Source organism: Arthrobacter sp. YA7-1 (assembly GCF_025960325.1).
GTDB lineage: Bacteria > Actinomycetota > Actinomycetes > Actinomycetales > Micrococcaceae > Arthrobacter > Arthrobacter bambusae_A.
On the sequence record NZ_CP110114.1, the window covers coordinates 1,568,805 to 1,580,977 of the forward strand.

At 65.3% G+C, this 12,173-nt stretch carries 11 protein-coding genes; 7 read left to right on the top strand and 4 right to left on the bottom strand.

Annotated features, from left to right (window positions below; translation table 11 throughout):
- Window positions 1-26: 26 nt before the first annotated feature.
- Both OIT41_RS07365 and OIT41_RS07370 read left to right on the top strand, forming a co-directional pair.
- A complete protein-coding gene (locus tag OIT41_RS07365) occupies window positions 27-923 on the top strand; it encodes a TrmH family RNA methyltransferase (protein WP_264637681.1) in 897 nt (298 codons plus the stop codon).
- Window position 924: 1 nt separating this feature from the next.
- On the top strand, window positions 925-1,842 hold the full coding sequence (locus tag OIT41_RS07370; protein WP_078105653.1) for a cation diffusion facilitator family transporter: 918 nt from the start codon (window positions 925-927) through the stop codon (window positions 1,840-1,842).
- 14 nt (window positions 1,843-1,856) lie between these two features.
- Here the strand turns inward: OIT41_RS07370 and OIT41_RS07375 are convergent, their stop codons facing one another.
- Window positions 1,857-3,065 carry an MFS transporter gene (locus OIT41_RS07375; protein ID WP_264637682.1) on the bottom strand — a complete coding sequence of 403 codons (1,209 nt, stop codon included), beginning with the start codon at window positions 3,063-3,065 and terminating at the stop codon, window positions 1,857-1,859.
- Window positions 3,066-3,211: 146 nt separating this feature from the next.
- Here OIT41_RS07375 and OIT41_RS07380 point away from each other — a divergent pair, with 146 nt between their 5' ends.
- Window positions 3,212-3,652, top strand: a complete 441-nt coding sequence (locus OIT41_RS07380; protein ID WP_264637683.1) for a (deoxy)nucleoside triphosphate pyrophosphohydrolase — start codon at window positions 3,212-3,214, stop codon at window positions 3,650-3,652.
- Between the two features lie 25 nt (window positions 3,653-3,677).
- On the opposite strand, the gene OIT41_RS07385 is transcribed toward OIT41_RS07380, so the two are convergent.
- Entirely contained in the window at window positions 3,678-4,772 is a 1,095-nt protein-coding gene (locus OIT41_RS07385; protein ID WP_264637684.1) for an Rv2578c family radical SAM protein, read from the bottom strand.
- A gap of 124 nt (window positions 4,773-4,896) precedes the next feature.
- On the opposite strand from OIT41_RS07385, the gene pcp reads away from it, so the two are divergent.
- Window positions 4,897-5,544 carry a pyroglutamyl-peptidase I gene (pcp, locus tag OIT41_RS07390; protein ID WP_264637685.1) on the top strand — a complete coding sequence of 216 codons (648 nt, stop codon included), beginning with the start codon at window positions 4,897-4,899 and terminating at the stop codon, window positions 5,542-5,544.
- Window positions 5,545-5,558: 14 nt separating this feature from the next.
- On the opposite strand, the gene OIT41_RS07395 is transcribed toward pcp, so the two are convergent.
- Window positions 5,559-6,209, bottom strand: a complete 651-nt coding sequence (locus OIT41_RS07395; RefSeq protein WP_264637686.1) for an SIMPL domain-containing protein — start codon at window positions 6,207-6,209, stop codon at window positions 5,559-5,561.
- Between the two features lie 172 nt (window positions 6,210-6,381).
- Between OIT41_RS07395 and pheS the strand changes: the two genes are divergently transcribed.
- The 3 genes from pheS to OIT41_RS07410 are packed head-to-tail and all read left to right on the top strand — an operon-like array spanning window position 6,382 to window position 10,687.
- A complete protein-coding gene (gene pheS / locus OIT41_RS07400) occupies window positions 6,382-7,443 on the top strand; it encodes a phenylalanine--tRNA ligase subunit alpha (protein WP_078105647.1) in 1,062 nt (353 codons plus the stop codon).
- A gap of 2 nt (window positions 7,444-7,445) precedes the next feature.
- Window positions 7,446-9,995, top strand: a complete 2,550-nt coding sequence (gene pheT, locus OIT41_RS07405; protein WP_264637687.1) for a phenylalanine--tRNA ligase subunit beta — start codon at window positions 7,446-7,448, stop codon at window positions 9,993-9,995.
- A 47-nt stretch (window positions 9,996-10,042) separates the two neighbouring features.
- Window positions 10,043-10,687, top strand: coding sequence for a 4'-phosphopantetheinyl transferase family protein (locus OIT41_RS07410; protein WP_264637688.1), 645 nt, complete (start codon window positions 10,043-10,045; stop codon window positions 10,685-10,687).
- Window positions 10,688-10,714: 27 nt separating this feature from the next.
- On the opposite strand, the gene OIT41_RS07415 is transcribed toward OIT41_RS07410, so the two are convergent.
- A complete protein-coding gene (locus OIT41_RS07415; RefSeq protein ID WP_264637689.1) occupies window positions 10,715-12,112 on the bottom strand; it encodes a M1 family metallopeptidase in 1,398 nt (465 codons plus the stop codon).
- Window positions 12,113-12,173: the final 61 nt, after the last annotated feature.

Sequence of the window (12,173 nt, forward strand, 5' to 3'; positions counted from 1 at the left end):
TGGCAACTGCCACTAATGTTTTGTATATGAACGAAACCGGGCGCCCGCAAGAACTTCCGATGTCCAACCCCCGAGCCGATCGGGTCAGGGATGTCGCAAAGCTTGCAGGGCGCCCGGTCCGTTTAAAACGCGGCCGGTTCCTCGCGGAAGGCCCCCAGGCTGTTCGTGAGGCGCTGGTCCTGCACCGGGAGCGGACCGCGGCGGGGGAGCCCGGCGTCGTCCACGAAGTCTTCGCGAGCGAAAGCTGCCTTGACCGGCTCCCTGAACTGGCCGGGCTCGCCGATGGCGTTGCCTTGCGGCTCGCGAACGACGACGTCCTGGCCGCCATGGCGGACACTGTCAATCCCCAAGGGATCGTGGCCGTCTGCAGTTTTGTGGACGTCAGCCTTGAATCGGTGCTCGACGCCGGACCGCGGCTGATCGCCGTCATGTGCCAGGTGCGGGACCCCGGCAACGCTGGAACAGTCCTTCGGGCCGCCGATGCCGCGGGCGCGGATGCGGTCGTCTTGACGGCCTCCAGCGTTGACATCTACAACCCGAAGGCCGTCCGGTCCACGGCAGGTTCGCTCTTCCACCTGCCCGTTGTCCTGGGTGCGGACGTCGAGGAACTCGTGGCCCTCTGCAAGGAACGCGGTATCGGAATCCTCGCCGCGGACGGTTACGGCACCCTCAACCTGGACAGACTCCAGGATGAGAACGCGGCACGCCGTCTGGGAGCGTCGGCAGCCCTTTCCGCTTACGCACTCGAAGCACCAACGGCCTGGCTGTTCGGTAACGAGGCGCAAGGGCTTTCAGAGTCGGAACTGGCGCTTGCGGACCATCGCGTCGCCGTGCCGGTTTACGGTTCGGCGGAAAGCTTGAACCTCGGCACAGCTGCCACTGTCTGTCTTTACGCCAGCGCACGCTCCCAGCAGGGGGCCTGACGTGGCTGAACACGGCGGTACCAAGGCAATCCTGGCGGCACTTGGCGCCAACCTGGCGATCGCCGTGCTCAAGTTCGTCGCATTCGTCCTGACGATGTCGTCGTCCATGTTGGCCGAGGCGATTCACTCGGTAGCGGACTCCGGCAACCAGCTGCTCCTGCTGCTTGGCGGGAAGCGGGCGAAGCGCGCCGCTAGTCCGGAACACCCGTTCGGCTATGGCCGGGAACGTTACATTTACGCTTTCATCGTTTCGATTGTGCTGTTCAGCGTTGGTGGCCTCTTCGCGCTGTACGAATCCGCGGAGAAGTTCCAGCATCCCCATGCCATCGAAGGTGGTTTCTGGTGGGTGCCGCTGGCTGTGCTCCTCGGCGCGGTGGTGGCGGAATCCTTCTCTTTCCGGACGGCCATCCACGAGTCCAATCCCTTGCGCGGCGGGCAGAGCTGGATCAAGTTCATCCGCAACGCCAAGCAGCCGGAATTGCCCGTGATTCTCCTGGAGGACTTCGGAGCGCTGCTGGGCCTCGTTTTCGCCCTGTTCGGCGTGAGCCTGACCCTCCTCACGGGCAACGGCTTGTGGGATGCGGCGGGCACGGGAATGATCGGGCTGCTTCTTGTGGGAATCGCCGTGGTGCTCGCGGTGGAGACCAAGTCCTTGCTGCTCGGCGAATCAGCCACCAAAGAGGACAACGCGCGCATCACGGCAGCCATCGAGTCCGACGGCACGCGCATCATCCACCTCAAGACCATGCACCTGGGTCCGGAGGAGTTGCTTGTCGCCGCGAAGATCAGTGTGGGCGCGGCAGATACCGGCCAGGCGATTGCCAAAGCGATCGACGACGCCGAACTCAGGATCCGCACTGCAGTGCCGATCGCGCGGGTCATCTACCTTGAACCGGACGTGGAGCGGGTGCAGGTCTAGGTCCTGCGACAGCACTATGCAGCCAGTGGCCTCTTGCGTTCCAGCCAGCCGCTGATGCCCGCGACTCCAAGTCCCAGGATTGCGAGGACAGCACCGACGAGGGCCGGGGCAACGTAACCCCAACCCCAGGCGATGACCACGCCGCCCAGGAACGCGCCAAGCGCGTTGGCGATGTTGAGGGCGGAATGGTTGAGCGAGGAAGCCAAGGACGGGGCGTCCGGTGATGCGTCGAGGAGGCGCGTCTGCAACGGCGGAACCAACATGGAGCCGATACCGCCCACGATGAAGACCATGATGAACGCGGACCACGCCCAGTGGGCTGCGACGGCGTAGGCCACCAGCGCCAACGCGATGAGCGGAAGGACCCGGTAGATGGTTCCCATGACCGACTTGTCGGCGATGCGGCCGCCGAGGATGTTGCCTGCCACCATGCCGAGACCGTAGAGGGCAACCACCAGGGGTATCAGCGCCTCGGGGATGCCGGCCACGGACGTCATGGTGTGGGAGATGTACGTGTAGGTGGCAAAGAAGCCGCCAAAACCGATGATTCCGATCAACAATGCCAGCCAGACCTGGATGCGTTTGAGGGCACCGAGTTCCCGGCGGATGCTTGCCTCGGGGTGGGCAGGCTCAAAGGGGACAAATTTCCACAGCAACACGCTGGTGACAAGGCCGATCGCGCCGACCACTATGAAGAGCAGGCGCCACCCGAAGCTCTGGCCGAGCCACGTAGCCACGGGAACGCCGATGACATTGGAGATGGTGAGCCCGCCCATGACCATCGAAATCGCCCAGCCGCGCTTGGTGGGAGCAACCAGGCTCGCCGCGATGACCGCGGCGATCCCGAAGAAGGCGCCATGGGGCAGTCCCGAGGCGAACCTCGTGATCAACATGGTTCCGTAGTCCGGTGCGATGAAGGACGTCAGGTTCGCTATGGACAGGAACAGCATGAGACCCAAGGCAAGTTGCTTGCGGGGGAGGCGGGCGCCCAGGGCAGCGAATATCGGCGCCCCCACCACGACCCCCAAGGCGTAGGCAGAAATCAGGTTCCCGGCCTCAGGCGTACTGATGTTGAGTCCTTGCTCGATCTCCTTGAGCAAGCCCATCATGGTGAACTCCGTGGTGCCGATGGCAAATCCACCCATGGCAAGGGCGAAGATCGCCAGCGCCACGTGGCGGTTTCCGGTCTTTTGGGAGGTCTTGCTGACAGCGGTAGTGGTCATCGTCCTGTTTCTTGGGGGTGAGTGGGAAGCCACTCGACGGGAATAAAGCCAGCTTTCAAGCTTAGTGCGAGTCTCCGGCGAATGGCCCTGAATGTGAGCACTTCCATAGGCGGAGGTGATCACCTGGCGGCCCATAGACTGTTGCGGTGACTGGACTGATAAGCGTGGCGGGCGCCGCCGTCGTCGATTCCCTCGAAAATCCGAAACGGTTGCTCGTCGCAAGGCGCAGCGCCCCACCGCAATTCGCGGGTATGTGGGAGTTCCCGGGCGGCAAACTCGAGGCCGGGGAATCCTTCGAAGACGCCCTGCACCGCGAACTGCTCGAGGAGCTCGGAGTCACCGTCCGGCTCGGAGCCGAAGTGGAACCGCAGGCAGGCACGGGATGGCCCCTGAACGAGCGGGCCGTCATGAGGGTATGGTTCGCCGAACTGCTCGACGGCGCGCCGCGTCCCCTCCAGGACCATGATGAACTCCGGTGGGTTCCGCTGGGCAACGGAGACGAGGCCTCCACGTTGCCGTGGATCCCTGCCGACCTTCCGATTGTCCAGGCGCTGCTGGAGCGGGTGGCCTCGGGCCTGCTTGGCTGAACAGGTTTGGCTAACAAAGACCTTGCTAGAAAAGAGTGGACTGGCCTGCTGTTGGTACGGAAGCCGGTGGTGACGACGCCGGCGGTTCCTTGCCGGCAGCGGCATTCCTGTGGCTGAAACCGCTGCTTCCGGAGTAACCGTGGCGGGCCTTGAAGTAGTTGATACGTCCACTTAGCCAGGTCCTGTATTCCTTGGAGGCATACGAGCCTTGGCCGTAGAGACGGCGGTACTTGCCGACCAGGCCGGGGTGCTGTGCCGCCAGCCACTGCATGAACCATTCCCGGGTGCCCGGCTTCAGGTACAACGCCCCGGCCGTGACGCCGGTGGCACCGGCGTCGGACAACGCGGTAAAGAGCGACTCCAGGGCTTCATCGCTGTCCGTCAGCCACGGCAGGATGGGCATGGCCATGACACCGCAAGGCAACCCGGCCTCGCGCAGGCGGCGGATGAGCTTGAGCCTGGCGCGTGGTGCGGGCGTGCCCGGTTCCACTGCCGATGCAAGGGCTTCGTCAGTCATGGCCAGCGAGATGCCCAGATCCACCGGCACTTGGCTTGAGGCGTGCTTGAGGAGGGGGATGTCGCGGCCCAGGAGGGTTCCCTTGGTGAGGATGGAGAACGGTGTACCGGAATCGGCCAAGGCCCGGATGATCCCCGGCATCAGCTGATAGCGGCCTTCTGCCCGCTGGTACGGATCCGTATTGGTGCCGAGCGCCACGTGGTGGTGGCCCCACGACGGTTTCGCGAGTTCCTTGCGCAGGACCTCTGCTGCGTTGATCTTCACGATCACTTGGGAATCGAAATCGTGTCCGGCGTCGAACTCCAGATAGGTGTGGCTCTTGCGCGCAAAGCAGTAGACGCAGGCGTGGCTGCATCCGCGGTAAGGATTGACCGTCCATTCGAAAGGCATCTGGGAACCGGACGCCACCTTGTTGAGCACCGATTTGGCGGTGACCTCATGGAAGGTGACTCCGGAGAATTCGGGGGTAGAGACGGAACGCACAAGCCCGGCCAGCGGCAGTAGTGCGTCTGTTGCTGGGGCGGCTCCGGACGGAATGCTGTTGCTGTTGTCTCCTTGTGCCGGACCACGTCGTGGTGAAAGCGCCTGTGCGTCCCATCTCATATGCTCCATTCGAATATATGTTCGAATGGTTGTCAAGGCCTGCTGAAGCACGGGCTGATGAAACAGCCGGTGAAAGTCCGCGCGAGGACGGGGGAGCCGCGCGAGCTGTTGCTAAGGTGGGTGCATGATTCTGCTGACGGGGTTCGAGCCTTTCGGTGGCGATTCGAACAACCCTTCGTGGGCTGCCGTCCTCGAAGCGCAGGAAATTTTGCGCACAGAAGGACATGGAGTGGAAGCGCTCGAGCTGCCGTGCGTCTTCGGTGAATCCGCCACGGTCCTGCGCGACGCCGTCGGGCGACTTCACCCCGAGCTGGTTGTCTGCGTCGGGCTCGCCGGAGGCCGGGACCGCCTCTCCTTGGAGCGCGTGGCCATTAACTGCGATGACGCCAGGATTCCGGACAACGCCGGAAACCGGCCCATCGACGAACCGGTGGTCCCCGAAGGGCCAGCGGCGTACTTCAGCACGCTGCCGGTGAAGGCCGCGCTCCGGGCACTGCAGATCGCCGGAATCCGCGCCGAAGTCTCACAGACCGCCGGGACGTACGTGTGCAACCACGTGTTCTATGCCCTCATGCACGAGCTCGCCGGAACGGCAGCGCCGCGCCCGCGGGGCGGCTTCATTCACGTTCCCTATGACGAAGCGCGGATCCCGCAGGGAAGCACCGCGCCCGGCATGGCGACGCGGGACATGGGCCGGGGAATCGCCGTCGTCGTGCGCACAGCGCTTGAGACTCCGGTGGACGCGAAGCTGTCCGCCGGCGCTATTCACTAAGCTGGCGCTGTTCTCTAGGCCGGCGCCGGTGAGTCCAGCTCCCACTGCACCACCACGCTCGCGGAAACAGCCGCCGATCCCGCCTCAATGGGAACGCCTTCGCCCGCGGAGGCACGCTTCATGCCGGACATCATCGGCACCGGTGATCCATGCTCCGGCCGCTGATCGATGGAGAGCACCCGCCCCAAGCGGGCGCCTGCGAGTGACGCAAAGCGGGACGCCGTCGCTTCGGCTTCCCGCCACGCCGCCGCTTGTGCCCGCGCCGCAACCGCGGAGGGATCCGTGAATCCTTGCTCGATCCCGTTGATGCGAAGGCTGTCACCGCCCGCAGCCACCGCTGCGGAGATGGCCGCGGGGGCCGCCGACGGCGGGCCGACCCGGGCGACCAGGGTGGTGGACGCAACATAACCAGTGACCTTTTGCCCCTGGTTTTCGGCCCAGACAAGTTCGGCGCGCAGATTGAGGCCGCTGGTCCGCAGATCACGTGCGGCCACGCCGTGCCCCCGCAAGGCGTCCGTGACGGCCACGGCGATCGCTCCGGCGTCGTCATAGGCCGCTTCGGCGGCGTCGCGCCTGACTTCGACGGCGAGTGTGAGTGTGAGCAGGTCGGGAACGGCTTCGGCGGTTCCTTCTCCGGTGACAGTGATGGTGCGGGCCGGTGTCATGAAGCCATGCTAGCCCCGGGCGCTGGAAGGGTGTCATGGGTTAAAGCCCCGCCGAACCCTTCTACTAGACTGGGGTTAGTGTCCGCCGGACGTGTCCGGCGAGCATGACTCCTGCTTTTGCCACGGCCCTGCCTGGTGAAGACCATTTCCGACTCGTAGCTAAGAACAGTAGATGACTGACACTTTGCCGGGCGCTGCCATCCCGAACCCTCTGGATGAAGCTGCCATCACCGCTGCCGTTGAGGAAGCCGTCGCCGCGATTGCTGCTGCATCCTCCCTCGAAGAACTCAAAGCCGTCCGCTTGGCGCACACCGGCGAGAAGTCGCCCTTGAGCCTTGCCAACCGTGAAATCGGTGGCTTGCCCAAGGAACAGAAGGCCGCCGCGGGCAAGCTCATGGGTTCTTCCCGTGGCCGCGTCAACCAGGCGCTCGCAGCACGGACCGCTGTGCTCGAAGCCGAAAACGACGCCCGCATCCTCGTCGAGGAAACCGTCGACGTCACGGCGGCACCGCGACGGCGCCGCGCCGGTGCCCGCCACCCGCTGTCCACGCTGCAGGACCGTGTCGCGGACATCTTCGTCGGGATGGGCTGGGAAATCGCCGAAGGACCCGAGGTCGAGTCCGAGTGGTTCAACTTCGACGCCCTCAACTTCAAGCCGGACCACCCGGCCCGCGAAATGCAGGACACTTTCTTCGTGGAGCCTCCCGAGGCGCACCTGCTGATGCGCACGCACACTTCTCCGGTGCAGGTCCGTTCCATGCTGGAGCGCGAAGTGCCCATCTATGTGCTGTGCCCGGGCAAGGTGTTCCGCACCGATGAACTCGATGCCACGCACACGCCCGTGTTCCACCAGTTCGAGGGCCTGGCCATCGACAAGAAGCTGAGCATGGCCGACCTGCGCGGCACCTTGGAGCACTTCGCCCGGCAGATGTTCGGTGACGAGGCACAGATCCGCCTGCGTCCCAACTACTTCCCGTTCACCGAGCCGTCCGCGGAACTGGACATTTGGCACCCCGGCGCCAAGGGCGGCCCCCGCTGGATCGAATGGGGCGGCTGCGGCATGGTCAATCCCAACGTCCTGCGCGCTGCCGGCATCGACCCGGACGAGTATTCAGGTTTTGCCTTCGGCATGGGCATCGAGCGCACGCTCATGTTCCGCAACGAGGTCGGCGACATGCGCGACATGATCGAAGGCGATGTACGTTTCAGCGAGCACTTCGGGATGGAGATCTAACAGTGCGTATCCCACTTACATGGCTGCGTGAATTCGCGCAGGTTCCGGCCGACGCCACGGCCGAAGACGTCATGGCGGAACTCGTCAAGGTCGGTTTTGAGGAAGAAGCGGTCCACCGCCCCACGGACGAACTCAAGGGTCCCATCGTGGTGGGCCAGGTCCTGAGCCTCGTCAAGGAACCGCAGTCCAACGGCAAGACCATCAACTGGTGCCAGGTCCGCGTTGTCCCTGAAGGCCAGGAGCAGACCCTGACCGGCAAGGGCATCGATCCTTCCGGCGTGCAGGGCATCATTTGCGGTGCCCACAACTTCGTCGAGGGAGACAAGGTTGTGGTGACCCTCCCGGGCGCCGTGCTCCCGGGTGACTTCCACATTTCCGCCCGCAAGACCTACGGGCACCTGTCGGCAGGCATGATCGCCTCCGTCCGTGAACTCGGCATCGGCGAGGACCACGACGGCATCCTGGTGCTCTCCCGCATCGGCTTGGATCCCGAAATCGGGACCGACGCCATGTCCCTGCTGGGCCTCTACGACGAAGCCGCAGAAATCAACGTCACCCCGGACCGCGGCTACGCGTTCTCCATTCGTGGCGTGGCACGCGAGTACGCCCACGCCACCGGAACCGTCTTCACGGACCCGGCGGCCAAGGTCAACGCCCCCGCGGCGCTCTCCGGCGGCTATGGCGTCAAGCTCAACGACGACGCCCCCATCTACGGCAAGCCTGGTTGCGACCGTTTCGTGGCCCGCACGGTCCGCGGCGTGGACGCAACCCGTCCCACCCCGCCATGGATGGTCTCCCGGCTGCGTCTTGCCGGCATCCGCTCCATTTCGCTGCCTGTCGACATTTCCAACTACGTGATGCTCGAACTCGGCCAGCCGAACCACTGCTACGACCTCGACAAGCTTTCGGGCGACATCGTGGTCCGCCGAGCCGTCGCGGGCGAGAAGATCACCACCCTTGACGACAAAGTGCGCGCGCTCGACGTCGAAGACCTCCTGATCACCGACGACTCCGGTGCAATCGGCATCGCCGGCGTGATGGGGGGAGCCAACACCGAGGTTTCCGATTCGACCACCAACATCCTGGTCGAGGCCGCGCACTTCGACGAGGTCTCGATCGGTCGCTCGCGCCGCAGGCACAAGCTGCCGTCGGAGGCGTCCAAGCGATTCGAACGCGGTGTGGATTGGCAGGTTGCCAACGTAGCTGCCCAGCGCGTCGTCGACCTCCTGGTGGAACTGGCCGGCGGGACGGCGGAGGAAGCCGGCACCGACGTCGGGACGGCACCTGACGCCGTCACCATCGAGCTGCCGGCAGGCTACGCGGCCTCCCGGATCGGCATCGACTTCACGGAAGAGCAAATCACGGGTTCCCTCAAGGACCTCGGCGCCATCGTCCTGAAGGACGAAGCGAGCGACTCCTACGTGGTCACGGCACCGAGCTGGCGCAACGACCTGGAAACCAAGGAAGACCTCTCCGAGGAAATCGCGAGGCTGGTGGGCTACGACAACATCACGGCAACCCTGCCCGTGGCCCCTCCTGGCCGCGGCCTGACCCGGACCCAGCAGCAAAAACGCCGCGTGCTCCAGGCCCTCGCCGACGCCGGGCTCACCGAGGTCCTGTCGTACCCGTTTGTCTCCAAGTCGGCCAACGACACCTTCGGCGTGGCAGAGGAAGGCGCGGCACGCACCGCCCTCAAATTGGCCAACCCGATCAGCGAGGAACATGGCTACCTGCGTACGTCCGTGCTTCCGGGCCTGATCGACGTGGCCCGCCGCAACCACTCCCGCGGTTTCCGCGATCTCGCCCTTTTCGAGGCAGGCTCGGTGTTCCTTCCCGACGGTCAGCTCGGCACGGCATCCATCCCGCCGCTGGGAGTCAAGCCAACCGACGAGGTCCTTGACGGACTGTACGACGGCGTCCCGGACCAGCCGCTGCACATTGCCGCGGTCTTGACCGGCCATGATTCCCCGGCAGCCGCGGCCCACACCCCGCGTGCCTGGGACTGGGCCGACGCCCTGGATGTTGCCCGGCTCGTCGGCGACGTCCTCGGCGTCGAACTCGTCGTCAGCCAAGGCAGCCACCAGGCGTTCCACCCGGGCCGGGCCGCCCGGTTGGCGCTCCGCTCCGGCGACGTCGTCGGCTACGCCGGCGAGTTGCACCCCAAGCTGCTCGCCGCCCATGACATGCCGGCGCGCTCCGTTGCCCTCGAGCTCAATGCGGACGCACTGTTCGACGCCGCTCCGGACGTCATTGTCGCCAAGCACATCTCCGGTTTCCCGGTGGCCACCCAGGACGTAGCCCTTGTGGTGCCGCAGGACGTTCCGGCGGACGCAGTGCTGGCGGCCCTCCGGGAAGGCGCCGGCGAACTCCTCGAAGACGTCGCCTTGTTCGATGTCTACGCGGGCCAGGGGATCGAAGACGGCAAGAAGTCGCTCGCGTTCGGGCTGCGGTTCCGTGCCTCGGACCGCACTTTGACCGCCGACGAGGCATCGGCGGCACGTGAGGCCGCCGTCGCCGTCGCCGCAGAGCGATTCGGGGCAGTCCAGCGCTGACGGACATCAACCCGGGGGTCCAGGGGCTGGCTGTCCACATCCAGTCCTTGGACCCTGCCGATTCCGCCGCCATCGAAAAGATCGCGGCGGAATTGCTGTCTCCGGCCGAGACGCTTCGGGCAAACACCATGGCCCCGGCCCTGCGCCTGGAATTCCTGGCCTCCAGGCTGGCGCAGCAAGACTTCGCGGCCACCCTTCTGGGTGTTCCCGCCTCGAAGCTCCAGGCGGCCTACGAGTGCCCGGACTGCGGTTCCGGTCCGGACATCGCGCATGGTCGGCCCGGATACCTGCTCGACGGCGGCCCCGCACCCTTGGCGCTTAGCGCCTCACGGTCGTCGGGCTGGGTTCTGTTTGCCGCCGTCGTACACCCCGGACCAGGGCTCCGGGTGGGCGCCGACCTGGAAAATGCCGCGGGCACGGAGTTCACCGGCTTCGACGACGTCGCCCTGACCGTGCGGGAGCGGCGCCATCTCGACGCGCTGGATCCCGCGGGGCGGGCCCAGGAGCGAGCACGATTGTGGGCGCGCAAGGAAGCCTGGTTGAAGATGACGGGCGACGGGCTCAGGGTGGCCCCGGATTCCCTCGATGTGCTTGACAGGGCGGGGCTGTGGGACCTCGAACTCCCGTCAAGCGCGGGCGGCCGGGATCTTCCGGCCGGACTGCTTGCCGCCCTCGCGATATCGGCACGCTAAGTCCTTGGACAGGCTGGATTTCCGGGATCAGCCGAAAGCGGGCACCCTTGCCTGGTACAGCCACGGTTCCAGGACACTTGCCGCGTCGAGCCCCGGGACGTAAGTGTTTGCCGCAGCGATGAATTCCTCCGTGGAGACCGAGCTGTGGCGCTTGGCCTCGGTCCAATGGCGCAGCAATCCGAAGAACGGTTCGTCTCCACATGCGCGGCGGACGGCGTGGAGGGCCAGGGCCCCGCGCTTGTAGACGCGGTCATCGAACATGTGCTCCGGTCCGGGATCCCCGATCACGAGGTCCTGGGCGCCCATGTCGAGCTTGCGCCACGCGGCCCTTGCGCGGTTGGCGAGGGACATGACGCCCGCCTCTTCGGACCAGATCCACTCGGCATAGCACGCGAAGCCCTCATGCAACCAGATGTCCCGCCAGCTGCTCACGGTGAGCGAGTTGCCGAACCACTGGTGGGACAGCTCGTGGGCGATGAGGCGCTGCGCGTCCCACGATTGCTCCATGTGGTTCCGGCCGAAGATGGAGAGGGTCTGGGCCTCAAGCGGTATTTCCAGTTCGTCCTCGGTCACCACGGCCGTGTATTCGGCAAAGGGATACGGACCGAAACACTCCACAAAGGTGCGCATCATGTCGGCCTGCCGTGCCAGGCCTTCGCGGGCCTCGGTCAACAAACCGGGGGAGACCGCAACGAACTGGGGCACCGGAGCCTGCCGCAGGGCTTCGGCGTGATGGGCAGTTCCGGCGCGGACCCCACCCGGGGCGGGGCTGAGCTGGTGAAGCCGGTAGCGTCCGATTTGCACGGTGGCGAGATAGCTTGCCATCGGCTCGGCCTGTTCGTAGACCCAGGTTTCGCGGCTTGATTTCCTGCTGTGGGAGACGAGGCGGCCGTTGCAGATGGCGCGGTAGTTGTCGTCGGTGGTGATGCTGATCAAGTAGCTGGACTTGTGCCGGGGATGGTCGTTGCACGGGAACCAGGACGCGGCGCCGTTCGGCTGCCCGGCAACCAGCACGCCGTCTTCGAGCTCTTCCCACCCGACTTCGCCCCACAGGCCCCGGCGCGGCTTCGGGTTGCCGTCGTAGCGGAGTTCAACCGTGAAGTGCTGGCCTGCCCGCAAGCGGTCTTTGGTGGTGATCACGAGGTGTTCGCCGCGCGGGCTGAACTTCGGCACTTTCTTGCCGTCAACCAGGATTTTGGAAGCCTTCATGCCTACCAGGTCGAGGACTACGGAGTCCGTGTCTTCGAGCGTGACGCAACGGAGCACGGCGCGTCCGTTAAGCCGGTTGCTGCCCAGGCTGTAGTCCAGGTCCAGTTCATACCTCAGGACCTGGAATGCCGTGCTCCCATGGTGCAGGGTGTAGGGATCGGCGGCAGTTGTAGTGGTTTCCCGCGCTTGGGGTGTTCCGGGTTCGCTGCGGCTCATGTGCGCTGGCTGCCTCCGTGTAGCTTGTTGTGTCGGGGTCCTCATGGGCTGGTAATTAATA

Excerpts from the sequence above, each read along its gene's own strand:
- pcp (WP_264637685.1), top strand. The coding sequence starts at position 4,897 with ATGATTCTGCTGACGGGGTTCGAGCCTTTCGGTGGCGATTCGAACAAC.
- pheS (WP_078105647.1), top strand. The coding sequence starts at position 6,382 with ATGACTGACACTTTGCCGGGCGCTGCCATCCCGAACCCTCTGGATGAA.
- OIT41_RS07415 (WP_264637689.1), bottom strand. The coding sequence starts at position 12,112 with ATGAGCCGCAGCGAACCCGGAACACCCCAAGCGCGGGAAACCACTACA.
- OIT41_RS07365 (WP_264637681.1), top strand. The coding sequence starts at position 27 with ATGAACGAAACCGGGCGCCCGCAAGAACTTCCGATGTCCAACCCCCGA.
- OIT41_RS07375 (WP_264637682.1), bottom strand. The coding sequence starts at position 3,065 with ATGACCACTACCGCTGTCAGCAAGACCTCCCAAAAGACCGGAAACCGC.
- OIT41_RS07385 (WP_264637684.1), bottom strand. The coding sequence starts at position 4,772 with ATGAGATGGGACGCACAGGCGCTTTCACCACGACGTGGTCCGGCACAA.
- OIT41_RS07395 (WP_264637686.1), bottom strand. The coding sequence starts at position 6,209 with ATGACACCGGCCCGCACCATCACTGTCACCGGAGAAGGAACCGCCGAA.